Source organism: Pantoea sp. GbtcB22 (assembly GCF_019091025.1).
GTDB classification, from domain to species: Bacteria; Pseudomonadota; Gammaproteobacteria; order Enterobacterales; family Enterobacteriaceae; genus Pantoea; species Pantoea leporis.
In genome coordinates, this window is record NZ_JAGXKB010000001.1 from 373,266 (window position 1) to 398,799 (window position 25,534).

Annotated in this window: 20 protein-coding genes; 13 read left to right on the forward strand and 7 right to left on the reverse strand. The window is 53.5% G+C overall.

Features of this window, described 5'->3' with window-relative positions; all coding sequences use genetic code 11:
* Positions 1-333 precede the first annotated feature (333 nt).
* From topA to acnA, 5 genes are all read left to right on the forward strand, one after another.
* Entirely contained in the window at positions 334-2,931 is a 2,598-nt protein-coding gene (topA, locus tag KVT28_RS01800) for a type I DNA topoisomerase (protein ID WP_101764270.1), read from the forward strand.
* Positions 2,932-3,124: 193 nt separating this feature from the next.
* Entirely contained in the window at positions 3,125-4,099 is a 975-nt protein-coding gene (gene cysB / locus KVT28_RS01805; protein WP_064738814.1) for an HTH-type transcriptional regulator CysB, read from the forward strand.
* A gap of 493 nt (positions 4,100-4,592) precedes the next feature.
* Positions 4,593-4,751, forward strand: a complete 159-nt coding sequence (locus KVT28_RS01810; protein ID WP_071531660.1) for a YmiA family putative membrane protein — start codon at positions 4,593-4,595, stop codon at positions 4,749-4,751.
* Positions 4,752-4,754: 3 nt separating this feature from the next.
* On the forward strand, positions 4,755-4,934 hold the full coding sequence (locus KVT28_RS01815) for a hypothetical protein (protein ID WP_064738813.1): 180 nt from the start codon (positions 4,755-4,757) through the stop codon (positions 4,932-4,934).
* 443 nt (positions 4,935-5,377) lie between these two features.
* Positions 5,378-8,059 carry an aconitate hydratase AcnA gene (gene acnA, locus KVT28_RS01820; protein ID WP_217546494.1) on the forward strand — a complete coding sequence of 894 codons (2,682 nt, stop codon included), beginning with the start codon at positions 5,378-5,380 and terminating at the stop codon, positions 8,057-8,059.
* A gap of 49 nt (positions 8,060-8,108) precedes the next feature.
* On the opposite strand, the gene ribA is transcribed toward acnA, so the two are convergent.
* The gene (gene ribA, locus KVT28_RS01825) at positions 8,109-8,702 is read right to left on the reverse strand and encodes a GTP cyclohydrolase II (RefSeq protein ID WP_097097212.1); all 594 of its coding nucleotides are present in this window, start codon (positions 8,700-8,702) and stop codon (positions 8,109-8,111) included.
* A 228-nt stretch (positions 8,703-8,930) separates the two neighbouring features.
* Between ribA and pgpB the strand changes: the two genes are divergently transcribed.
* From pgpB to yciH, 5 genes are all read left to right on the forward strand, one after another.
* On the forward strand, positions 8,931-9,695 hold the full coding sequence (pgpB, locus tag KVT28_RS01830) for a phosphatidylglycerophosphatase B (protein WP_101764272.1): 765 nt from the start codon (positions 8,931-8,933) through the stop codon (positions 9,693-9,695).
* 128 nt (positions 9,696-9,823) lie between these two features.
* A complete protein-coding gene (locus tag KVT28_RS01835) occupies positions 9,824-10,129 on the forward strand; it encodes a LapA family protein (RefSeq protein WP_101764273.1) in 306 nt (101 codons plus the stop codon).
* A 6-nt stretch (positions 10,130-10,135) separates the two neighbouring features.
* Positions 10,136-11,305 carry a lipopolysaccharide assembly protein LapB gene (gene lapB / locus KVT28_RS01840; protein ID WP_101764274.1) on the forward strand — a complete coding sequence of 390 codons (1,170 nt, stop codon included), beginning with the start codon at positions 10,136-10,138 and terminating at the stop codon, positions 11,303-11,305.
* Between the two features lie 202 nt (positions 11,306-11,507).
* Positions 11,508-12,215, forward strand: coding sequence for an orotidine-5'-phosphate decarboxylase (pyrF, locus tag KVT28_RS01845; protein WP_217546497.1), 708 nt, complete (start codon positions 11,508-11,510; stop codon positions 12,213-12,215).
* Positions 12,215-12,538, forward strand: a complete 324-nt coding sequence (gene yciH / locus KVT28_RS01850; protein WP_101764276.1) for a stress response translation initiation inhibitor YciH — start codon at positions 12,215-12,217, stop codon at positions 12,536-12,538. Before pyrF ends, yciH begins: the two co-directional genes overlap by 1 nt.
* A 68-nt stretch (positions 12,539-12,606) precedes the next feature.
* On the opposite strand, the gene osmB is transcribed toward yciH, so the two are convergent.
* Positions 12,607-12,825 carry an osmotically-inducible lipoprotein OsmB gene (gene osmB, locus KVT28_RS01855; RefSeq protein WP_008106509.1) on the reverse strand — a complete coding sequence of 73 codons (219 nt, stop codon included), beginning with the start codon at positions 12,823-12,825 and terminating at the stop codon, positions 12,607-12,609.
* A gap of 246 nt (positions 12,826-13,071) precedes the next feature.
* Here osmB and araD point away from each other — a divergent pair, with 246 nt between their 5' ends.
* The 3 genes from araD (at position 13,072) to KVT28_RS01870 (ending at position 16,318) form a co-directional block, all read left to right on the forward strand.
* Positions 13,072-13,770 carry an L-ribulose-5-phosphate 4-epimerase gene (gene araD, locus KVT28_RS01860; RefSeq protein WP_217546499.1) on the forward strand — a complete coding sequence of 233 codons (699 nt, stop codon included), beginning with the start codon at positions 13,072-13,074 and terminating at the stop codon, positions 13,768-13,770.
* Between the two features lie 552 nt (positions 13,771-14,322).
* Positions 14,323-15,306 carry a 2-keto-3-deoxygluconate transporter gene (kdgT, locus tag KVT28_RS01865; RefSeq protein ID WP_217546502.1) on the forward strand — a complete coding sequence of 328 codons (984 nt, stop codon included), beginning with the start codon at positions 14,323-14,325 and terminating at the stop codon, positions 15,304-15,306.
* A gap of 145 nt (positions 15,307-15,451) precedes the next feature.
* Positions 15,452-16,318: a crotonase/enoyl-CoA hydratase family protein gene (locus tag KVT28_RS01870; protein WP_007892438.1), complete on the forward strand. Its 867-nt coding sequence runs from the start codon at positions 15,452-15,454 to the stop codon at positions 16,316-16,318.
* A 15-nt stretch (positions 16,319-16,333) separates the two neighbouring features.
* Here KVT28_RS01870 and pdeR read toward each other — a convergent pair whose 3' ends face one another.
* The 5 genes from pdeR to KVT28_RS01895 form a co-directional block, all read right to left on the reverse strand.
* Positions 16,334-18,319 carry a cyclic di-GMP phosphodiesterase gene (gene pdeR, locus KVT28_RS01875; protein ID WP_101764279.1) on the reverse strand — a complete coding sequence of 662 codons (1,986 nt, stop codon included), beginning with the start codon at positions 18,317-18,319 and terminating at the stop codon, positions 16,334-16,336.
* 156 nt (positions 18,320-18,475) lie between these two features.
* A complete protein-coding gene (locus tag KVT28_RS01880) occupies positions 18,476-18,772 on the reverse strand; it encodes a YbdD/YjiX family protein (protein WP_217546504.1) in 297 nt (98 codons plus the stop codon).
* Entirely contained in the window at positions 18,765-20,831 is a 2,067-nt protein-coding gene (locus tag KVT28_RS01885) for a carbon starvation CstA family protein (protein ID WP_217546506.1), read from the reverse strand. Before KVT28_RS01885 ends, KVT28_RS01880 begins: the two co-directional genes overlap by 8 nt.
* A gap of 184 nt (positions 20,832-21,015) precedes the next feature.
* Positions 21,016-22,950 (reverse strand): exoribonuclease II, encoded by a 1,935-nt coding sequence (locus tag KVT28_RS01890; protein WP_192233995.1) that lies wholly within the window; start codon positions 22,948-22,950, stop codon positions 21,016-21,018.
* A 124-nt stretch (positions 22,951-23,074) separates the two neighbouring features.
* Positions 23,075-25,381: an FdhF/YdeP family oxidoreductase gene (locus KVT28_RS01895; protein WP_217546508.1), complete on the reverse strand. Its 2,307-nt coding sequence runs from the start codon at positions 25,379-25,381 to the stop codon at positions 23,075-23,077.
* Between the last annotated feature and the right edge of the window lie 153 nt (positions 25,382-25,534).

Sequence of the window (25,534 nt, forward strand, 5' to 3'; positions counted from 1 at the left end):
ATATTACTTGCGAGCTATCGCGTTCAGCAAATCAGCATGGCGTCGTAAAACTGACGCAAAATTAGGCAGAATGCTAATTAAGTTGCGTAACGGATTTTATCAGGTAGAGTGTGGGCGATTCAGCTTTCAGGGAGATCACACCCGGATGTGTGGTTCTGTCAGATGGAAAACTCGCTCCTAATCATAAAGTTGCAGAAGTCGACGCAATCTGACCTGAGATTATCCCTGCTGCCTTGAAATGCGAAATGCCGGCAGCAATATTGAACCCATTGGGTTTTGGGACCTCCAATTCTCTCCCGTTTATCAGGACGTTTCATTTAGGTAAAGGTACATATGGGTAAATCACTCGTAATCGTTGAGTCCCCGGCAAAGGCCAAAACAATCAATAAATACCTCGGTAATGACTACGTGGTGAAATCCAGTGTCGGTCATATCCGTGATTTGCCGACCAGCGGTTCAACTGCCCGTAAAAGTGCCGACGGGGAAAAAGCGAAACCTGGAAAAAAGGTTAAAAAGGATGAGAAAGCCGCACTCGTAAACCGCATGGGTGTGGATCCCTGGCATGGTTGGGAAGCGGATTATCAAATTCTGCCGGGCAAAGAAAAAGTTGTCGCTGAGCTGAAAAACCTGGCTGCCGATGCAGACCACATCTATCTCGCAACCGACCTTGACCGCGAAGGGGAAGCCATTGCCTGGCACCTGCGGGAAGTGATCGGTGGGGACGATAAGCGCTTTAGCCGCGTAGTATTTAACGAAATTACCAAGAATGCGATTCGTCAGGCGTTTGACAAGCCTGGCGAGCTTAATATTGAACGTGTCAACGCACAGCAAGCGCGCCGCTTTATGGATCGCGTGGTGGGTTACATGGTGTCGCCACTGCTGTGGAAGAAAATTGCCCGCGGCCTGTCAGCCGGCCGCGTTCAGTCGGTTGCGGTGCGTCTGGTCGTTGAGCGCGAGCACGAAATCAAAGCTTTCGTGCCAGAAGAGTATTGGGAAATCGATGCTGATTTCGCCACGCCGAAAGGCGCCGATCTGGCCATGCAGGTGACGCATCAGAATGACAAAGCGTTCCGTCCGGTCAATCGTGAGCAAACTCACGCGGCGGTAGCGATTTTGCAGAAAGCGCGTTACGAAGTGCTGGATCGTGAAGACAAGCCGACCAGCAGCAAGCCTTCTGCACCTTTTATTACCTCAACGCTGCAACAGGCGGCGAGTACGCGTTTGGGCTTCGGCGTGAAGAAGACCATGATGATGGCGCAGCGTTTGTATGAAGCGGGCCACATCACCTATATGCGTACCGACTCCACCAACCTAAGCCAGGATGCCGTGGCGATGGCACGCGGTTATGTTGAGAGCAGTTTCGGTAAAAAGTATCTGCCAGAAGCGCCGAATACCTACGCCAGCAAAGAGAACTCACAGGAAGCGCACGAAGCAATTCGTCCTTCTGATGTGAATATCGTGGCTGAGCAGTTGAAAGATATGGAAGCTGATGCGCAGAAACTCTATCAGCTGATTTGGCGCCAGTTTGTTGCCTGCCAGATGGTTCCGGCTCAGTACGACTCCACCACGCTGACCGTGGGCGCGGCTGAATTCAAATTGAAAGCCAAAGGCCGCACGCTGCGTTTCGATGGCTGGACGCGCGTGATGCCTGCGCTGCGTAAAAATGATGAAGATCTGACGCTGCCGCCGGTAGATGTTGGCGATATGCTGGATCTTAAAGAGTTGATGCCAAGCCAGCACTTCACCAAACCGCCGGCGCGCTTCAGTGAAGCATCCCTGGTGCGTGAGCTGGAAAAACGTGGCATTGGTCGTCCATCAACGTATGCCTCGATTATCTCCACCATTCAGGATCGTGGTTACGTGCGTGTTGAGAACCGCCGTTTCTACGCCGAAAAAATGGGTGAAATTGTTACCGACCGTCTGGAGTCTAATTTCCGCGAGCTGATGAACTATGACTTCACCGCGCGCATGGAAAATAGCCTCGATCAGGTGGCGAATAATGAAGCCGAATGGAAAGCGGTACTCGACTCCTTCTTCAGTGATTTCAGCCAGCAGCTAGATGATGCTGAGAAAGATCCGGAAGAGGGCGGCATGCAGCCGAACCAGATGGTTTTAACGTCAATTGATTGTCCAACCTGTAGCCGCCCGATGGGGATTCGCACCGCCAGTACCGGCGTGTTCCTGGGTTGCTCGGGTTATGCTTTGCCGCCGAAAGAGCGCTGCAAGCAGACCATCAACTTGATCCCGGAAAATGAAGTGCTCAACGTGCTGGAAGGCGATGATGCTGAAACCAATGCGCTGCGCGCTCGTCGTCGTTGCCAAAAGTGTGGCACCGCGATGGACAGCTATCTGATCGATAACCAGCGCAAGTTACACGTCTGCGGTAATAATCCAGAGTGCGACGGCTACGAGATTGAGCAGGGCGAATTCCGCATCAAGGGCTACGACGGTCCGATTGTTGAGTGCGAGAAGTGTGGTTCTGAAATGCATCTGAAAATGGGTCGTTTCGGTAAGTACATGGCGTGTACCAACGACGAGTGCAAAAACACCCGTAAGATTTTGCGTAACGGCGACGTCGCGCCGCCAAAAGAAGATCCGGTGCCGCTGCCAGAATTGCAGTGTGAAAAATCGGATGCTTACTTTGTGTTGCGTGATGGTGCAGCGGGCGTGTTCCTTGCTGCGAATACCTTCCCGAAATCACGTGAAACGCGCGCGCCGCTGGTGGAAGAGCTGCAACGCTTTGCCGACCGCCTGCCAGAAAAGCTGAAATATCTGTCAGAAGCGCCAGCCGCCGATCCGGAAGGGAATAAGACGATGGTACGTTTCAGTCGCAAGACCAAACAGCAATACGTCTCTTCCGAAAAGGATGGCAAAGCCACTGGCTGGTCAATGTTCTATGTTGACGGCAAATGGCAGGAAGCGAAAAAGTAATTCCCCGCAAGGCCAGCATTCGCTGGCCTTTCTCTTATCCTTATAGCTAATCGTTCTACATTCTTCCTTTAACTGATATAGTAGTTATAGAACTCTTTTCGTTTCGCTGATTCGCTTTCCCTCCCTCACCGCAATTAAAGCGGAAACACGCCTGCCGGGAATGCACCTCTGTCGCTACCAGGAAGATATAACTATGAAATTGCAGCAGTTGCGTTACATCGTCGAAGTGGTTAATCACAATCTTAATGTCTCATCGACCGCCGAAGGCTTATATACCTCGCAGCCAGGCATCAGTAAGCAAGTCCGTATGTTAGAAGATGAGCTGGGCGTGCAGATATTTGCACGCAGTGGTAAGCATCTGACGCAAGTAACGCCTGCAGGTGAAGAAATTATTCGGATTGCGCGCGAAGTGCTGTCCAAAGTTGACGCGATTAAATCTGTTGCTGGTGAACACACCTGGCCAGATAAAGGCTCGCTGTATGTAGCAACTACCCATACGCAGGCACGTTATGCGCTGCCAGGCGTGATTAAAGGCTTTATTGAGCGCTATCCTCGCGTCTCTTTGCATATGCATCAGGGATCGCCGACGCAAATAGCTGAGGCGGTTTCAAAGGGCAATGCAGACTTTGCCATTGCCACAGAAGCGCTGCATCTGTATGACGATTTGATTATGCTGCCGTGCTATCACTGGAACCGCGCCATTGTGGTAACGCCAGATCATCCGTTGGCGGGTAAATCAAATGTGACGATAGAAGAGCTGGCGGATTTCCCGTTAGTGACTTACACATTTGGCTTTACAGGCCGTTCAGAATTGGACACCGCGTTTAATCGCGCCGGATTAACGCCACGCATCGTCTTCACCGCGACGGATGCTGACGTCATTAAGACGTATGTGCGTTTAGGCCTTGGCGTTGGCGTAATTGCCAGTATGGCGGTTGATCCGGTTGCAGACCCCGATTTGGTGCGTATAGAAGCTTCAGAAATCTTTACGAATAGTACGACCAAAATTGGCTTTAGACGTAGCACTTTCCTCCGCAGCTATATGTATGATTTCATTCAACGTTTCGCACCACACCTGACGCGTGATGTGGTGGATGCGGCGGTCGCATTGCGCTCCAATGAAGACATCGAAGCCATGTTCCGCGACATCAAGTTACCCTTCAAGTAAATTCCTAACTCATTCTTTTGCCAAGGTGTCCAGTGGGCACCTTCGGAATCCCTTAGCGCTTAGCGCCACGAGTACTTCAAAAAAAATCATTATTTTTTTGTAAATGAAACATAGGTCACATGTTTTTTCATTGTTATCTATTAAATGCGAATCAGTACACAATTTTTACGATGCTGCTTTGCAGCTCGCCAGGAATATTCCCATACTCTAGTTAAGAGTTGATGAAGAAGGGCTTTTTAACTGGCTTGGTAAATTAAACTCAAATTTAGATTGGATCTAATTTGCTGTTAACCCAAATTTACAATGTAACGATTTAATTAATAGTTGTGTTGGTAATTAAATTTATCTCATCAATTTTTGGCGTTTTGATAAATAGCGTTAATCGTTGTGCTCAATAAAAATAACTGGATTTTCGGTCTTAACAAGTTTAGGATTCGTCCTAAATCTTAATCGTTGTCATCAATCGTTTTATTGAGAGTGATTATCAAAAACTATGAACACGAGAATAACTGTACAGCCGGGCTTCCGGACTAAAAGCACCAAAGTTGAGCGTACTGGTAATACCCGTCGCAAAGCTTGGATGACTGTCTTCGCTGCTTCAGCACTGTTCTGGGTAGTGGTGGCGTTAATGATTTGGCGTATGTGGGGTTAAGCCATGTGGGCAAATACACTCAGTCGTAAGCATCCGGTTTCTGCACGTCAGCCGCAAACGCCTGCGTGCAAAGTTAAAGACGTTGTATCCACTGAACCTCAGGTCACCATTCCGACTTCGTGGGAACTCAGCGAGAATCAGCGCAACTTTATTGAATCCTTCATGGATATGAAGTCGAAATAACGCAGCATGCGTTCCGTACTATATTTAGTCGTTTAGTCCCTCTTTTTGCCGGATTATCCGGTGGGCAAGTTAAAAGCCCGTCCTTTAACACTCAGCATTAAAAAAACGGTGTCATCAGTACAACGCTGAAGACGGTGGACTTTTTTTGCCCGGAATCCGGGAGGGAGTGAATGATGAACATCAATACAACGACATTATCCTGGGTGAGCGTTTATACCTTTTCCCTGGCTTTTTGGGCCGCCGCCTTTTGGGCGATGATTTAAGCCCTAACTCAAATTATACTGAATTTTATAAATGCCCTGACAAACGTCGGGGCATTTTTCATTGTGTTTTAATGTGTCTATTCGTGTTGTTATCAAAACGTTAACGGCAATGTAGTCTATCTTTAAGTTAAACCTTGCAGTCACTGAGGTTTAAAAAAGATTCACTTACATGGAGGCGCTATGTCGTTAACGTTACGCGAGCAGAGTCAGGACACGCTGGATGTTCGGGCAAAAAAATATCATTACTACAGCTTGCCCAAAGCAGCTCAGCAACTGGGCAATATCGATCGCTTGCCCAAGTCGATGAAAGTCCTGCTGGAAAACCTTTTACGCTGGCAGGATGGTGATTCTGTCACGCTTGAAGATATTGAAGCGCTGGTCGCCTGGCAAAAAGATGCTCACGCCGATCGTGAGATTGCCTATCGTCCCGCGCGTGTATTAATGCAAGATTTTACCGGTGTACCGGCGGTGGTAGATTTGGCTGCCATGCGCGAAGCGGTGAAACGCCTTGGCGGCGACGTCGCCAAAGTCAATCCCTTATCCCCGGTAGATTTGGTTATCGACCACTCTGTCACCGTGGACCATTTCGGTGATGACAAAGCCTTTGATGAAAATGTGCACCTGGAAATGGAGCGCAACCACGAGCGCTACGTTTTCCTACGCTGGGGGCAAAAAGCCTTCAATCGATTCCGCGTAGTTCCGCCAGGCACCGGGATTTGTCACCAGGTCAATCTGGAATACCTCGGTAAATCTGTCTGGCATGAGACGCTGAATGGGCAAGAGATCGCCTATCCCGATACGCTGGTGGGCACCGATTCGCATACCACCATGATCAATGCGCTCGGCGTATTGGGTTGGGGCGTTGGCGGGATTGAGGCTGAAGCGGCGATGCTTGGCCAGCCGGTCTCAATGCTGATTCCTGACGTAGTCGGTTTCAAACTCACTGGTAAATTGCGTCCGGGCATCACCGCAACGGATCTGGTGTTAACCGTTACGCAAATGCTGCGCAAACATGGTGTTGTGGGTAAATTCGTAGAATTTTACGGCGACGGCTTAGCCGACCTGCCGCTTGCCGATCGCGCCACCATCGCCAACATGGCGCCTGAGTATGGTGCGACCTGCGGCTTTTTCCCCGTCGATGATGTCACCCTGAGTTATATGACGCTCACCGGCCGCGATGCGGAGCAGGTTGAACTGGTTGAGGCTTATGCTAAGCAACAAGGTATGTGGCGTAACGCGGGTGATGAGCCGGTGTTCACCAGCTCTCTAGCGCTGGATATGGGCGACGTCGAGTCCAGCCTGGCCGGTCCAAAACGTCCGCAGGATCGCGTATCACTCGGTGATGTTCCTACTGCCTTTGATGCCAGCAACGAACTGGAAGTTAATCAGGCGCAAAAACCGCATAAAACCGTGAGCTACCGCGATAGCGAAACTGGAGAAAGCTATCAGCTGGATGATGGTGCGGTCGTGATCTCGGCGATTACCTCTTGTACTAATACCTCAAACCCTAGCGTGCTGATGGCTGCCGGTTTACTGGCGAAGAAAGCCGTTGAACGCGGTCTGATGCGCAAGCCCTGGGTTAAGGCCTCACTGGCACCCGGTTCCAAAGTGGTTTCTGACTACCTTGCTGTGGCCCAGCTTACGCCATATCTGGACGAGTTAGGATTCAATCTGGTCGGTTACGGTTGTACTACTTGTATCGGTAATTCCGGCCCGTTACCGGACGCGATAGAAAGCGCGATTAAAGAAGGTGACCTCACGGTTGCCGCGGTGCTTTCGGGTAACCGCAACTTCGAAGGCCGAATTCATCCGTTAATTAAAACCAACTGGCTGGCTTCGCCGCCGCTGGTGGTTGCTTATGCCTTAGCGGGTAATATGAAGCTCAATCTGCAATCCGATCCGCTCGGCCAGGATCGCCAAGGCAACGATGTTTTCCTCAAGGATATCTGGCCTTCGCCGGAAGAGATTGCGGAAGCGGTGCAAAAAGTCACCAGCGATATGTTCCACAAAGAGTATGCCGAGGTGTTTAACGGCACGCCTGAGTGGCAGCAGATCAAAGTCAGCGAAGCGGCAACCTACGATTGGGATGGCGATTCCACCTACATTCGTTTATCGCCATTCTTTGACGACATGGAGAAAACGCCGAAGCCGGTGCAGGATATCAAAGGCGCGCGCATTCTGGCGATGCTGGGTGACTCCGTCACCACCGACCACATTTCTCCTGCGGGAAGCATCAAAGCCGAAAGTCCAGCCGGACGCTATTTGCTGTCGCATGGCGTTGAGCGCACCGATTTCAACTCTTACGGTTCGCGTCGTGGTAACCACGAAGTGATGATGCGCGGCACCTTCGCTAATATCCGTATTCGTAACGAAATGGTGCCGGGTGTCGAGGGCGGTTATACCAAACACTTCCCGACTAACGAGCAGTTGGCGATTTACGATGCGGCGATGAAGTATCAGCAGGAAGGTGTGCCGTTAGCGGTGATTGCTGGTAAAGAGTACGGTTCAGGCTCAAGTCGGGACTGGGCAGCAAAAGGGCCGCGCTTACAGGGCGTGCGCGTGGTTATCTCCGAATCCTTCGAGCGTATTCACCGCTCAAACCTGATTGGTATGGGGATTCTGCCGCTCGAGTTTCCGGCTGGCGTGACGCGTAAAACGCTGCAGCTTACGGGTGAAGAGTTTATAGATGTGGCAAACCTGTCGCAGCTTAAGCCGGGTGGCACGGTAACCGTAATTCTGACGCGCGCGGATGGCAGCCAGGAGACGCTGGAAACGCGCTGCCGTATCGATACGGGTAACGAGCTAACCTATTACCAGAACGACGGCATTTTGCATTTTGTGATACGCAATATGCTGAACTAAAAGAAAAAGCCGGGATTTCCCGGCTTTTTTTATCTGCTATAAAGACCGCTTACGACTTTGGCAACAGATGACCCATTTTTTCGGCTTTCGTATCGAGATAGTGCGCGTTTTTCGGGTTACGCCCGACAACCAACGGCACGCGTTCGACGATATTGATACCTGCTTCACTCAGGATTTCAACCTTGCGCGGATTGTTTGTCAGCAAGCGCACTTCATTGACGCCCAACAGTTTGAACATATCTGCACATAGCGTGAAGTCACGCTCATCAGCGGCGAAACCGAGCTGATGGTTGGCTTCGACCGTGTCGTAGCCTTTATCCTGCAATGCATAAGCACGAATTTTATTCAGCAAACCGATGTTACGACCTTCCTGACGGTGATACATCAGAATTCCACGACCTTCTTCCGCAATCGCCGTTAACGCCGCTTCCAACTGGAAACCGCAGTCACAGCGCAAGCTGAACAGGGCATCGCCGGTGAGACATTCGGAATGGACGCGCGCCAGCACCGGATTGTGATCGCTAATATCACCATAAACCAGCGCGACATGGTCGTGGCCGGTTGCCAGTTCTTCAAAACCAACCATCAGGAAATCTCCCCATGGCGTGGGCAGTTTGGCTTCTGCTACCCGTTTAAGCTGCATGTGACTCTCCAGAACCTTCAGAGGATGCGCTATCATCATGATAACGCACGGGCCATGTGGCCCGATGAAACTTACGCTATTGTGCCACAACCCGAACGGCTGCCGTTAATCGGTCAGAGTGATTGTAGTGATAAAGCACAATTATCCAAGCCGCAATGGGTATGTTATTCTTTTTTCAGCTAAAGTTATGCTTAACGCACCTGTTAATCCGGATCTAAAAGGAAGCGAATGTTAAAAATCATTCAGCGCACCACCTTAGGGGCGTTTTTATTGTTGTTGATGCCGTTGGGCGTGTGGATATCAAACTGGCAATGGCAACCCGGGGAAAGCGGCAATCTACTACGCGTGCTGTTTTGGATGACGGAAACCGTTACCAGTCCGTGGGGTATCCTCACCAGTATCATCCTCAGCGCCTGGGTGTTGTGGTGTTTACGCTTTCGGCTCAAACCCGCGATTCTGCTCATTCTCATCATGAATGGTGCGATTCTTGCTGGTCAGTACACCAAATCCTCAATCAAAGAGCATGTGCAGGAACCGCGCCCCTACGTCATCTGGCTGGAAAAAAGTCATGGCATTAACGGTGATGAGTTTTATCAGCTTCATCGCCAGCAGCGCGGCGAAATGGTCTCAACTTTGCTGGCCAATGACACTCAGCTGCCGCAATGGCTGAAGAATCATTGGGCATTTGAAACCGGTTATGCGTTTCCTTCCGGGCATACCATGTTTGCCGCCAGCTGGGCGCTTTTAGCCATCGGCCTGTTATGGCCGCGCCGTCATTTTGCCACCGTTGCCGTATTATTCGTTTGGGCGACCGCGGTGATGGGCAGCCGTTTAGTGCTGGGTATGCACTGGCCGCGTGATTTAGTGATGGCAACGCTGATATCCTGGTTATTGGTGACCGTAGCTACGCTGCTGGCCCAGCGTTTCTGCGGCCCGCTCACCATTCCACCAGAGGAACATCGTGAGATCGCGCAACGTGATGATGGATTGTAATCAGCCTATTCATCCCCATATGATTGATTGTGCTTGCAGAAAAAAGCGCTAACTGATGTGGGGATAAGCAGCATCGACGGCGGTTTTTTGGCATACTTCTATTGGATAACCTCTCGACAGGACGCATTGTGAAATATTTGCTTATTTTTCTCGTGGTATTGGTCATTTTCATTATCTCCGTCACGCTCGGAGCGCATAACGACCAAATCATCACCTTTAACTATCTGCTAGCGCAGGGCGAATTCCGCATTTCAACACTGCTCGCCAGCTTGTTTGGCGCTGGATTCCTGCTGGGATGGGCGATTTGCGGCCTGTTCTGGTTACGCTTACGTGTTTCTCTGGCAAATGCGCAGCGTAAACTTAAACGTATGCAGGCACAGAATGAACAATCAACTGCAGTGATCCCATCACCAACTGCCAGTCGTCGGGATTAATTTTCGATGCTTGAATTGCTGTTTCTGCTTCTTCCTGTTGCTGCGGCGTATGGCTGGTATATGGGCCGCCGCAGTGCCCACCAGGATAAGCAACAGGAAGCGAACCGCCTGTCGCGCGATTATGTGACCGGTGTAAACTTCCTGCTCTCCAATCAACAGGATAAAGCGGTTGATCTCTTTCTCGACATGTTGAAAGAGGACAGCGGCACGGTTGAGGCGCATCTGACGCTTGGCAATCTGTTCCGTTCGCGTGGTGAAGTTGATCGCGCCATTCGCATTCACCAATCCCTAATGGAAAGTGCGTCGCTCAGCTACGAGCAGCGCTTACTGGCGATCCAGCAACTCGGCCGCGATTACATGGCAGCCGGATTGTACGATCGTGCCGAAGATATGTTTGGGCAACTGGTGGAAGAGACCGATTTCCGTATTGGCGCGTTGCAGCAATTGTTGTTGATTCATCAGGCAACCAGCGACTGGCAAAAAGCCATCGACGTGGCGGAAAAGCTGGTTAAGCTCGGCAAAGACAAGCAGAAAGGGGAAATTGCCCATTTCTACTGTGAGCTGGCGTTGCAGGCATTAAGCAGTGACGACCTTGATCGGGCGATGAGCTTGCTGAAGAAGGGCGAGTCAGCCGATCATCAAAGTGCGCGCGTCTCAATCATGATGGGCCGCATTTTGATGGAGCAGGGCGAGTACGCTAAAGCCGCCAGCCGACTGCAGCGCGTGCTGGAGCAGGACAAAGAGCTGGTGAGTGAAACGTTACCCATGCTGGAAACCTGCTACCAGCGCCTGAACCAACCCGAAAACTGGGCGCAATTTTTACAGCGTTGTGTCGACGAGAATACCGGCGCCGCAGCAGAGCTTTATCTCTCTGATATTCTTGAGCAACAGCAGGGACCGGAAGCGGCACAGCTGTATATCAATCGTCAGCTTCAGCGTCATCCGACGATGCGTGTGTTTCATCGTTTGATGGATTTCCACTTACACGAAGCGGAAGACGGACGTGCGAAAGAGAGCTTGATGGTGCTGCGCGATATGGTCGGCGAGCAGATCCGCACTAAGCCGCGATATCGCTGCCAGAAATGTGGCTTCACTGCCCATGCTTTGTACTGGCATTGCCCATCTTGTCGCGCCTGGTCTTCAATTAAACCCATCCGTGGACTCGACGGCCAATAAATGGCCGCATCACGCGTCTGGTTACATCTATTTAGTTACAACATACTTGTGAGCTTAATTAAGAAACTGCCTTGGCATCGTGCAGCCAGCAGTCAAACAGGCAAGTTCTGGCGGCAGCGTGATTGTCGGCACCGGCCTGCGCAGGTAGAATGCTTGCCGTTTGTCCATCGCGCCTGCGGGTGCCAGTTACTGAGGAAACGTTATGCCTGTAACCACTTCACCTATTCTGGTGGCACTCGACTATCATGATCTCAACAGCGCGCTGCAGTTTGTAGACCGCATCGATCCAGGCCAGTGTCGCCTGAAAGTGGGCAAAGAGATGTTCACACTGTTTGGTCCATCGCTGGTGAAAACGCTGCAGGAACGGGGTTTTGAAGTGTTCCTCGATCTCAAGTTTCATGACATCCCAAACACCACCGCACATGCAGTCGCGGCAGCGGCGGATCTTGGCGTGTGGATGGTGAACGTGCATGCCAGCGGAGGCGCTCGCATGATGAACGCGGCTCGTGAAGCACTGGTACCATTCGGCAACGATGCGCCGCTGCTGATTGCCGTCACCGTATTGACCAGCATGGATGAAGACGACCTCAAAGGTTTGGGCATTACCTTATCTCCAGCCGCGCAGGCTGAGCGGCTGGCACGTTTGACCCGCAATTGCGGCCTGCACGGCGTGGTTTGTTCGGCGCAGGAAGCCGCGCATTTTAAGCAGGTGATAGGTCAGGATTTCGCGCTGGTTACGCCAGGCATTCGTCCGGCCGGCAGCGATGCGGGCGATCAGCGCCGTATCATGACGCCGCAGCAGGCAAAACTCGCGGGCGTGGATTATATGGTCATCGGGCGTCCGATCACCCAATCCGCCGATCCGGCCGCCACGCTGCAGCAAATCCTGCAAAGTTTACAGGAGGCTTAATGGCTCAGGACAATCGATTGGTGTATTCGACCGATAGCGGTCGTATCATCCATGAAGAAGAGAAAGCGCCACGACCTAAAGGCGATGGCATCGTGCGTATTCAACGCCAAACCAGCGGACGTAAAGGTAAGGGCGTGTGTCTGATTACCGGTGTCGATCTGGATGATAGCGCTCTCGAAAAACTGGCTGCTGAACTGAAGAAAAAGTGTGGTTGCGGTGGGGCAGTGAAAGAGGGCGTGATTGAGATTCAGGGCGATAAACGCGATTTGATAAAAACGCTGCTGGAAGCCAAAGGCATGAAAGTCAAACTGGCGGGCGGTTGAAGCAGTTCGGGCCACTTTTAGGTGGCCCGTTGTTAAGTAGATGCGCTGCGTAGCCTGATAATTATAATTTATTTGCTGATCTGGTGGCCGATGATGCCGCCGACAGCTGCGCCACCAACGGTACCAAGTCCGCTACCGTTGGTCAGCACTGAACCACCAATGGCACCTGCACCCGCACCGATTGCGGTATTACGGTCGCGTTTAGACCAATTAGAACAGCCGCTCAGCGCGACAACTAGTGTTGTTGCCAATACGGCAGCAGTAAGACGTTTCATTGTTGTAGTCATTAACTTCTCCTTGATTGTTAACACCGTGGTAACCATATAAGTATAGATGTTACACCGCACTCGGCAGGGTAAAACGGTCCTAAAATGCGAGTTTGCAAGCCACTTCTTGTTTAATCATCAAAACCAACCCGCGCCACACATTTAACGCCTTAGCCACTTTCCGCAGCTTTTACAGCCGTTCCATCCATAACGCTTTTTCTCCCTGCTCCGCACAATTCAGCTATCACAGTTCGCAGGAGAAAAAAGATGCTGGAAGCGTTAAAGCAGCAGGTGCTGGAAGCCAATCTCGATTTACCCCGTTACAACCTGGTCACCTTTACCTGGGGCAACGTCAGTGCGGTGGACCGCGATCGGGGTTTACTGGTGATCAAGCCGTCGGGTGTGAAGTACGAGCAGATGCAGCGCGACGATATGGTGGTCGTCGATCTCGCCAGCGGCGAGGTGATAGAAGGGAAAATGCGCCCATCCTCGGATACCGCCACCCACCGCGCGCTCTATCTCGCCTGGCCAGAGATCGGCGGCATCGTGCATACGCACTCGCGCCATGCCACCATTTGGGCTCAGGCTGGACGTGAAATCATCGCGTTAGGCACCACGCACGCCGATGATTTTTACGGCACCATTCCCTGCACGCGGCAGATGAAGCGCGAAGAGATTGAGCAGGAATACGAGTGGAATACCGGCCAGGTGATCATTGAAACTTTTGCGCAGCGCGGAATTGAACCAACGGCAATCCCCGCCGTGCTGGTGAATTCCCACGGCCCGTTTGCCTGGGGTAAAGATGCGCATGCTGCGGTACACAGTGCGGTGGTATTAGAAGAGGTGGCCTATATGGCATTGCATACCGAGCAGCTGCGCACTGAGTTACTGCCGATATCGCAAACACTGCTTGATCTGCACTATCTGCGTAAGCACGGTAAAAATGCCTGGTATGGGCAGAATTAAAGTCAATTCTGAAACATATACGCCTGCTGGCGTAATGCCAGTTAATTAAGCTAATGGTGAGCGCGCAGGCCGGGGCACTTTTGGTCCGGCGGTCCTCGCGCCGCTAGCGCGGTACCTTCACTTCGTTCGTCTGCCTGACGGACCGGCGGAGACGGGACGTCCTTGTCCCGGCTCCGCCTTTCGCCCGCGTCCTGCGGGCTCTCCTGGCCTCCTCGCTTCGTTCAGCGCTGCGGATTGCCGGCACAAAAGCGCCCCCGGCCTGCTCTTAAGCTTCAGTGCGAGTTGTTGAAAAGGGCAGATGTGTCAGCGCCCGCAAAGATAATCCATCCTTTGAGCAAAAACGCCTCCCGGCTCCTCTCTTTTAACTTCAAATCACCTGGTATGGCGATGTGTATCATAAATACAAAATGATCGATCAATAAAAATAAAACAGCGTTTCATAAATGCATTTGCGATCACTTTTTTCCTTTCTGCCAATCGTTATCTTGCTCGCCATGCCATCTGGCAATTCATAAAAACACCTCCCTCTGGCTCAGTTAAGGTGACACCTTTATGCATATCAAACGTGCAATCGATAAAATTCCTGGCGGCATGATGCTGATTCCGCTGTTTTTGGGCGCGCTGTGCCATACGTTCTCTCCGGGCGCAGGTAAATACTTTGGTTCGTTCACCAATGGGTTGATGACCGGCACCGTCCCGATTCTTGCAGTGTGGTTCTTCTGCATGGGCGCATCCATCAAACTCAGCGCCACCGGCACAGTACTGCGTAAATCGGGCACGCTCGTGCTCACCAAGATTGCGGTGGCGTGGGTGGTCGCGGCGCTTGCTTCACGTGTGATGCCGGAAAATGGCGTGGAAGTGGGTATGTTTGCCGGTCTCTCGACGCTGGCGTTAGTGGCGGCGATGGATATGACCAATGGCGGTTTATACGCATCCATCATGCAGCAATACGGTTCGAAAGAAGAGGCCGGTGCGTTTGTCTTGATGTCGCTGGAGTCCGGGCCGCTGATGACGATGGTGATTCTCGGCACCGCAGGCATCGCATCGTTTGAGCCACATGTCTTCGTTGGCGCGGTACTGCCGTTTATCGTCGGGTTCGCGTTGGGTAATCTCGATCCCGAACTGCGCGAGTTCTTTGGCAAAGCGGTTCACACGCTGATTCCGTTCTTTGCTTTCGCGTTGGGTAATACCATTGATTTGACCGTCATCGCGCAAACTGGCCTGCTGGGCATTATGCTGGGTGTCGCAGTGATCATTGTCACCGGCATTCCGCTGATTATTGCCGATCGACTGATTGGCGGCGGCGATGGGACAGCGGGGATTGCGGCATCCAGCACCGCAGGCGCTGCCGTAGCCACGCCAGTGTTGATCGCCGAGATGCTGCCACAGTTTAAACCGGTCGCACCCGCCGCAACGGCGTTAGTCGCCACGTCGGTCATTGTCACCTCCGTCATTGTCCCCATCATCACCGCGGTTTATTCACGACGCGTTAAGCGTTCTCATGTTGCTGTGGGGCAACGCGCTGCCATCAAGTAAGCCCGCTAATGCTTCCCCGGCCGCTGGTCGGGGATATCTCTGGATTTTGCTTTATAAATCAATCTCTCATTTGGTCTGGCCTCACTCTGGATTACGCTGATGTGGCGTTTAACGCACTACATAAACATAAACAGAGGATGAGACAATGACAGTAATTAACCAACCAACATGCAGACTGTTCACCGAAGTTGGACAAACCACACAGCTCGCGGCCTACTATGAAGAGGGTCGCCGCACCATGTGGATGATGCTGCGTGCGCAACCCCGTCCGAGTTTCAACCACGAATTAATTGAGGAGATCATGAACCTGAGCTATTCCGCTCAACGTTCCGGTCTGCCGATTGATTTCTGGGTGACGGGTTCGTTAGTGCCACAGATGTTTAACGCCGGAGGCGATTTGCGTTTCTTTGTGGAATGCATTCGCAACAACCGTCGTGAAGCACTGCGCGCTTATGCGCGTGCCTGTGTCGACTGCATCCACTCCGCAGCGCGGGGTTTCGATACCGGTGCGGTCACGCTGGCGATGATTGAGGGCAGTGCGCTCGGCGGCGGCTTTGAAGCGGCGCTGGCACATCACTTCATTCTGGCGCAGAACAGCGCGCGCATGGGTTTCCCGGAGATCGCATTCAACCTGTTCCCGGGTATGGGCGGCTACTCGTTAGTGGCGCGTCGGTCTGGCATGAAGCTGGCCGAAGAGCTGATTATGGAAGGTGAGTCACACAGCGCGGAATGGTATGAAACGCGTGGTCTGGTCGACAAGGTGTTCCAGCCGGGCGATGGTTATCGCACCACACGCACCTTCATCGATACGTTACGTCCAAAACTGAACGGCGTGCGGGCAATGCTGAAAGCGCGTCAACGCGTATTGCAGTTATCACGCGCTGAGCTGATGGATATCACGGAGGACTGGGTCGATTATGCCTTCACACTGGAACCTAAAGACATTGCTTACATGGAACGACTGGTACAACTGCAGAACCGTCATAGCGCATCCTTGCGCAAAGCCGGCTAATCTCGCAGACCAGCGTTAAACGCGGGCAGGATGCTTAGCCAGCCAATGCCCGAGCTGTTCTGCGGGCATTGGTTTTGCATAATAATAACCTTGACGCCCATCAACACCGTTGGCCATAACAAACTTCTCTTCGGCTTTGGTTTCAATGCCCTCGGCAATCACCTGCAGCTTCAGGGCTTTGGCCACCGCGACAATCGCACGCACCAGCGACTGCGCCACGGGTTGTTTGTTGATATTACGTACAAAGCTCTGATCCAGCTTAATGGCATCAATCGGGACGCGTGCCAACTGAGAAAGTGAGGAGTAACCGGTACCAAAGTCATCGAGATGCACTTGCGCACCCAGCTCCTGGAACTGTTTCATCAGCATCAGCGCACCGGCTTCATTCTCAATCAGACAGCTTTCCGTCAGTTCGATATCAATCGGACAATCGGTCAAACCGGCTTCATTCAATGCCTGTTTCAGATCGGTGTAAATGCTCTGGTCGATCAGCTGCTTAGCCGAGACGTTAACCGCGACGCGCAGAAAGATGCCTTCGCTGCGCCACTTAATGATCTGCTGCAGCACGTTGAGCATCACCCAGCGGCCCAAGGGCACAATCAAACCGGACTCTTCGGCGTAGGAGATAAAATCGCCCGGCGGCACCAGACCACGCTCTGGAGAATTCCAGCGCACCAGCGCTTCGGCGCTCAGCACTTCGCCTTCGGCATTGAGTTTTGGCTGGTAATGCACCACCAGATGATCCAGCTCGAGCGCTTTGCGCAGGTTGGTATCGAGCCACAGATACTCAAACACGCGCTGATTCATCTCATTAGCGAACACGCAAAATTTGCCGCGGCCGTTTTCTTTGGCGTGATACATCGCGGTATCGGCGTTACGAATCAGGCTTTCACGATCTTCACCATGCAGCGGGGCGAGGGCGATACCCAGCGAGCAGCCGCTGTAAACCTCAATCAGGCCAATGCGGAATGGCTGACGCAGCCGCTCAAGAATACGCGACGCCATCGCTTCCAGCGCTGCCTGGCTGGTGTGTTCCGCCAGCACCACGAACTCATCGCCGCCAAGGCGCGCCAGCGTCTGGTCTTTGCCAAGACAGCTGAGGATGGCCAGCGACACGGCTTGCAACAGCTGATCGCCAAACATATGGCCGTAAGCGTCATTTACCTTCTTAAAATTGTCTAAATCAAGGTACACCACACCGGTCTGACTGCCATTCGCCAGCTCCAGTGCCAGACTAATCTGCTGATGGATCGCGTTGCGATTGGGCAAGCCGGTGACGGTATCGGTATTGGCCAGCACGCGCAGACGTTCCTGAGCGCGGCGCTCTTCGGTTATGTCGGTTCCGGAACAGATGAGGAAAATTTCATTTTTCCCGCTGCCGCTGTGAACGAACTTATTACGAAACAGAAACAGTCGCTGACCTTTACGGGTTTTTATCCAGCGTTCAACTTCGTAAGAACTGCCTTCACGGAAGAAACCGGCGATATTACGGCGTGATGCCTGCGCTTCCTGCTTGGTCATAAACAGCTGGAATACGTTGCGGCCAATCACTTCCTGCTCTTTCAGCCCGGTGTACTCTTCACTCAAACGGTTGAAACGCTGGATATTGCCGCGTTGATCGAGGATCACGATGACGGAATTCGCCTCAGAAACCACTTGCTCGGCGAAGGATAAACCCAGCGTCAAATCGCGCGCGACAGACGACGTATCGCCCCAGGCTGACGAGGTGCCTGCCCAGGTAGATTGATTGACTTTACGGCCGACAAAATGCATCGGAACAGGTTCGCCATGCAGCGACAGCGTGAGGTTAATACTTGAGGTAATGACCGTCATCGCACGTAATAAACTGGCTTGTGCGGGAGTCAGCGGCACCGCCATATTGGTGTTTGCGTTCTCATCTTCGGCAAAATGCAGAGCATCACTATCTGAAGTTAAACGCCAATGAGGGCTGGTGGTGCCAAACAAGGTATATAGCAATGTTTGCCCTTGTTCATCGGTCATGGAAACTTCCTCCGGGGGAATGCTCAGCGGGCGGTATCTCATTATTTTAGCAACAGTATTCAACCTCCTGCGTCAGCACAAGATGCAATCCAAATATATTTTTGTTTTTATTAAAGAATGGCACGAAAAAGCCCCGACAAGCGGGGCTAATCTCTGTTAGCAAGGGCACTTACCGAGTTTTCCGGCCTGGCTGGGAAAGCGGGCATCGAGGCAGTGACGGTGAAAAGCGCGCTCATCCATGGGGGCGATCGTTGGATGATGTTCGCGCATATGCTTCAGATAAGTTTGATAGTCATGAACGCCGACCATTAAACGAAAACTTTGCTGCAATCCCCGCCAGATGCGCTGCCAGCGCGTAAGATTTTGCCCAGCCGTGGCGGGGGCGATTGGTAAGCACTGCTGAATGTGCCACGCCCCGTTGGGTTTTCTCCAGTGATAAATGGACTCAGACATTTCGCACCTCTTTGCGCAGTGAGATCTCAGATTCATGGGTGGTTGGCACCGTGCTGTTGAGCGCCCGACGAATCACGAAGAAGGCCGCCACCAGCATGGTCACCGCCACCAGCATGAAGAAGGCGCACAGGGCCGCATTAATTTGATTGCTGAAGACGATGGTTTGCATGTCAGCAACACTCTTCGCCGGGGCGATGACGATGCCGTCATCAATGCCTTTGCGGAACTTGTTGGCCTGCGCCAGGAAACCAATCGAAGGTTTTTCGTGGAAAATCTTCTGCCAGCCCGCGGTCATCGAGGTAATGAACAGCCAGGCGGTTGGAACAATCGTCACCCACGCATAACGCTGCTTCTTCATTTTGAACAGCACCACGGTGCCGAGAATCAGCGCCATTGACGCCAGCATCTGGTTGCCGATACCAAACAGCGGCCAGAGCGTATTGATGCCGCCGAGCGGATCGACCACGCCCTGATACACAAAGAAGCCCCAGCCCGCTACCGCGACGGTGGTTCCCGCCATGTTGCCCAACCATGAACGGTTATTCGCCATCGACGGCACCACGGTGCCCACCAGATCCTGCACCATAAAGCGACAGGCGCGGGTGCCGGCATCCACAGCGGTCAGGATAAACAGCGCTTCAAACAAGATGGCGAAGTGATACCAGAACGCCATCATGGCGCGGCTGTTAAACACTTCGGTAATGATATGCGCCATGCCGACCGCAAAGGTTGGTGCACCACCGGCACGCGAAAGAATGGTGCTTTCGCCGACGTCGCGCGCAATGCCGCTCAGCATCTCGGGCGTCACCACGAAGCCCCAGCCGTTAATCACCTGCGACGCATTTTCCACCGTGGTGCCAATCAGCGCGGCAGGGGAGTTCATGGCAAAGTAGACGCCCGGATCGAGCACCGAGGCGCAAATCAGCGCCATGATCGCCACAAAGGATTCCATCAGCATCGCGCCGTAGCCGATGAAGCGGATATGACTCTCGCGCTCCACCAGTTTCGGCGTGGTGCCGCTCGAAACCAGCGCATGGAAACCTGAAATGGCGCCACAGGCGATGGTGATAAACAGGAACGGGAACAGCGCACCGGAGAAGACCGGCCCGGTGCCATCAATAAATTTGGTCACTGCGGGCATCTTCATCTCGGGCATGGCAAACACGATGCCGATGGCCAAACCGATGATCACGCCAATTTTCAGGAAGGTGGAGAGATAATCGCGCGGTGCCAGCAGCAGCCACACCGGCAGCGAAGAGGCGACAAAACCGTAGATCACCAGCACCCACGTCAGCTCCGTGCCTTTCAGCGTGAACAGTGGGCCCCAATAGGGATCGGCCGCCACGTTGCCGCCGTAAATAATCGCCGCCATCATCAGCACGAAGCCAATGATCGACACTTCCGCGATTTTTCCCGGACGCAGGAAGCGCATATACACGCCCATAAACAGCGCAATCGGAATGGTTGCGGCAATGGTGAACAAACCCCATGGACTGTTGGCCAGCGCCTTCACCACCACCAGCGCCAGCGCGGAGAGGATGACGATCATCACACCCAGCGCGCCCAGCATAGTGACCACGCCAGCGAATGAGCCGAGCTCCTGACGCGCCATCTCACCCAGCGAGCGGCCATCACGACGCGTTGAGATAAACAGGATCAGGAAATCCTGCACCGCACCGGCAAACATTACGCCAACCAGAATCCAGATGGTGCCTGGCAGGAAGCCCATCTGCGCCGCGAGAATCGGGCCAACCAGCGGGCCCGCACCGGCAATCGCTGCAAAATGGTGGCCGAATAGCACCCATTTATTGGTCGGCACATAATCGAGGCCGTCACTTAAGCGCTCCGCCGGCGTGCGACGGCGATCGTCCAGTTCGAAAATACGCTTAGCGATAAACAGGCTGTAAAAGCGATAGGCAATGCTGTAGCAGGCGACGGAGGCAATCACCAGCCACACCGCGTTGACGTGTTCGCCACGGCTGAGGGCCAGCATGGCAAATGCGCCCGCGCCAATTAACGCCACCGCTAACCAGATGAGACTGGTTTTGACGTTGTTCATGAGTTAACTCCTTGTAGGGACCGGGAAAAGAGGCGATCGAATACAACAAGTTAAAAGTAATGTAATGAATTGTTAACGACAGACAAAGGCATTAGAAATGTGAAGCGGAAAGCAAATTTAACATTTGCTAAAGCGGGCGGAGAGAAATGCGGGATAACGGCTGTTATCCCGCGAGTTTTCATGCTCAGGCGGCCGGACGCGCGACCACGCTGCGGGTTTCCATACGCACTTCGGCGATGGTCACGTCGATGATGTCAGTGACACGGTAAGCGACTTCACCTTTTATCTGCACGGTGCCGCTTTCCTGCGAGCACACCAGCTCATCACGCACCGCGTGGATGAACGGCGCCGGAATGAAGGCTACCGCGCCATTCTCCAGCAGACGAACGCGCATGCCGCCGCGAGACACGTCGATGATCTCGGCGCTGAACTTGCGATCGGTAGCGGCAAACGGTGCAAGGAAACGTGCATACAACCAGTCCCCAACATCGCGCTCGGCCATGCGGTTCAGGCGACGACGTTCGCTCATGATGGTGGTCAGCTCATCCTGCGGACGGCCAGTGCTTTCACCGCGCACGATCGCCTTCAGCAAGCGATGGTTGATCATGTCGCCGAACTTACGAATCGGCGAAGTCCAGGTCGCGTAGGCTTCGAGGCCAAGACCAAAGTGCGGGCCCGGCTCGGTGCCGACTTCTGCAAACGACTGGAAGCGACGAATGCGGCTATCCAGATACTGGGTTGGCTGCGCATCGAGTTGACGACGCAGCTGGCGGAAGCCTTCCAGCGTGGTAATCGCCTGCGGATCCACGGTGATGCCATGCCCTGCCAGCACGCCAGCGGCCTGCTCAGCATTGGCCAGATCGAAACCGGTGTGCAGGTTATAGATACCGAAGCCCAGCTTCTCCTGCAGCACTTTCGCGGCACAGACGTTAGCCAGAATCATTGACTCTTCAACGATGCGATTGGCGATGCGACGTGGCTCAGAGATGATATCCAGTACTTCGCCTTTTTCGCCCAACACAAAGCGGTAGTCCGGACGATCTTTAAACACCAGCGCGTGGGTTTGACGCCACTCGCTGCGCGCCAGGCAAACCTGATGCAGCAGGCGAATCTGCTGGGCAATGGCGTCGTTCTCAGGCTGCCAGCTGCCGCTGTTTTCCAGCCAATCAGAAACTTCGTCATAAACCAGCTTGGCTTTCGACTCGATCCACGCAGCAAAGAAATGCACGTCATCAGCCAGGCTGCCATCTTTCAGCACGGTAACGCGACAAGCCAGCGCGGGACGACGCTCGTTCGGACGCAGGGAACAGACGTCGTCAGAGAGTTCGCGCGGCAGCATCGGAATGTTGAAGCCCGGCAGATAGTTGGTGAACGCGCGTTTCGACGCCAGCTTATCCAGCTCGCTGCCTTCCGCCACGTAAGCGGTTGGATCGGCGATGGCGATGGTCAGGATCAGATTGCCGTCGGCAGCCTCTTCCACGTAAAGCGCATCATCCATATCCTGGGTGCTGGCGCTGTCGATAGTGACGAAGTTCAGTGCGGTCAAATCTTCACGCTGCAGATTTTCGTCGAGCATCTCACCAAAACCGACGTCCGGAGCCTGACGTTCGAGGTTATGGCGCGACAACGTTACCCACCACGGCGCGAGGTGATCGTCCGCAGTGACAATGAATTCGGTCAGCTCAGCATAGAAACCGCGATCGCCTTTCAGCGGGTGACGACGCATCTCTGCTACCGCCCAATCGCCATTCTGGAAATCGTGGGTCACGCCACGTTCGGCGCGGCACTGAATCGCCTCTTTCAGCAGCGGATGATCCGGCACAATTGACAGGCGATCGTCTTTCTTCTGCACGCGGCCGACAAAGCGGGTCAGGAACGGCTCAACCAGGGTTTCCGGCTCGGCACTCTCGCGGTCTTTATCGGTGTGGATCACGGCTGAAATACGGTCGCCGTGCATCACTTTCTTCATCTGCGGTGGCGGAATGAAGTAGCTTTTCTGGGCATCAACTTCGAGGAAGCCAAAGCCTTTTTCCGTACCTTTAACAACACCTTCGACGCGCGGAGTCTGCGCGTGAAGCTTCTCTTTAAGCTGCGCGAGCAGCGGATTATCCTGGAACATAATTTATATAGTTTCGTGGCCTAAGAGCGGCTGACAGTTTTACGCGAATCGGGTCCGCGCGGCAAGGCCAAAACAGGCTAAAAAGCCGCTTTACGCGGCTTTTTACCTTCTGATAACGCTTTGGTCAGGCGATACGTTGTGACGGTGTGGCGGCGCTTAATGCCAGCTTCACCGGCACCGATTTTGAGGTCGGCGTACCGCTGCCGTCGCCAAAACTCGAGAGCGGCACCAGCGGGTTGGTTTCCGGATAATACGCCGCGAGGTTACCGCGCGGAATGTTATACGGCACCAGCTTGAAACCGCTGACGCGACGGGTTAAACCGTCATTCCACAGCGTCTCGATATCCACCAACTGGCCTTCAGTGAAGCCCAGCGACGTCATATCATCCGGATGGATAAACACCACTTCGCGCTGACCGTACACGCCACGATAACGGTCATCGAGGCCGTAAATCGTGGTGTTGTACTGATCGTGTGAACGCAGGGTTTGCAGCGTGAACGGCACCGCGACATCGCCTAACTGCGGGAACAGCGACGTTGGCAGGGCGGCGGCGCTGAACTCAGCACGTTTGCTTGGCGTATTGAAGCGCAGCTCGGCGGCAGCGCTACCCAGGTAGAAACCGCCCGGAATGTCGCACTTGTTATTGAAATCAGCAAAGCCGGGAATCGTGGCGGCGATGTGATCGCGAATCAGATCGTAATTGCCTGCCATCGCCAGCCAGTCGATTTTATCGCTGCCTAATGTCGCATGGGCTATGCCAGCCACAATCGCGGTTTCAGAACGCTGCGTCTCTGCCAGGGGAATGCCGACGCCTTCTGAGGCGTGCACCATGCTGAACGAGTCTTCCACGGTGATGTACTGATTACCGCTTGCCTGACGATCGCGTTCGGTACGGCCCAGCGTTGGCAGAATCAGCCCTTCGCGGCCCGGCACCAAATGGCTGCGATTGAGTTTGGTGCTGATGTGCACGGTCAAACCGCAATGCTGCAACGCTTCTTCGGTGACCGGTGAATCCGGTGCGGCCGCCGCGAGGTTGCCGCCCAGCGCAATCAGCACTTTCACTTCGTCACGCAGCATCGCGTTCAGCGCTTCAACGGTGTTGTGACCATGCTCGCGCGGGGGTTCGAAATCAAAGTGCGCGCCGAGTGCATCGAGGAACGGCTTGCCCGGTTTCTCATCGATGCCCATGGTGCGGTTGCCCTGCACATTACTGTGGCCGCGCACCGGACACAGGCCTGCGCCTTTCTTGCCCAACTGACCAAACAGCAGCTGCAGGTTGGTGATCTCGCGAACGGTATCCACCGAGTGTTTATGCTGAGTAATGCCCATCGCCCAGGTGACAATCACGCGTTCAGCACTTTGATAGATCGCCGCCGCCTCACGAATCTGCACTTCGCTGAGACCGGATTGGCGCACGATATCGTCCCAGCGGGTGTTATCAACGGCGGCAAGATACGCGTCAATACCGTGGGTGTTGGCATCGATAAAAGCCTGATCGAAAATACCTTCTTCACCGGCAGCCAAACGTGCACGCTGTAGCTCAAGCAGGGCTTTCACCATGCCGCGCACCGCTGCCATATCGCCGCCCAGATTAGGTTGGTAATAGGCGGAACTGATGGTGCCCGCCATCGACGTGACAATCTCCAGCGGCTTTTGCGGATCGGCAAAACGCTCGAGGCCGCGCTCGCGCAGCGTGTTAAAGGTGACAATTTTCGCGCCGTGATCGGCCGCGTGCCGCAGGCTGTGCAGCATGCGCGGATGGTTGGTGCCCGGATTCTGACCCAACACGAAAATCGCGTCGGCATGATCAAAATCGTCCAGACGAATGGTGCCTTTACCCACGCCGATGCTGCGTTTCAGGCCGGTGCCGCTGGCTTCGTGGCACATGTTGGAGCAGTCGGGGAAGTTGTTGGTGCCCATCACACGGCCAAACAGCTGATAGAGCCAGGACGCTTCGTTGCTGGCGCGGCCGGAGGTGTAAAGCTCCATTTGATTTGGATGATCCATCGCCTTCAAATGGCGAGCAATCAAGGCTAACGCATCGTCCCAACTGATAGGTTCGTAGTGGTCGGTCGCGCTGTTGTAGCGCATCGGATGGGTTAAGCGTCCCTGGTACTCAAGGAAGTAATCGCTCTGCTGATAAAGAGTGCTGACGCTGTGCTGGGCAAAAAATTCCGGCGCAACCACACGACGCGTGGCTTCCCACGTCACCGCTTTTGCCCCGTTTTCACAGAAGCTGAAGGTGCTTTTGTTGTCATCGCCCCATGCGCAACCTGGGCAGTCGAAACCGCGCGCTTTATTCATGCGCATCAGGTTTCGCATGTTCTTCAGGGCAGCTTTACTATCAAGGACGAAACGGGTGGTGGCTTCCAATGAACCCCAGCCGCCCGCAGCAGCGCGATAGGGTTGAATCTTACGTTTAAATTTCATAGTTGCAGGCTTATTTGTTTATGAGTTGTTATCAGAATATGTCTTCTGTTAGCGGGAAGTGTGCGACTCTCCTTAAAAGTTGTCTAATTGATTGGTTTAATGGTGCGATAGGTGGCGTTTATCGTGAAACGCACGCAAAGCGTGACCTAAGTC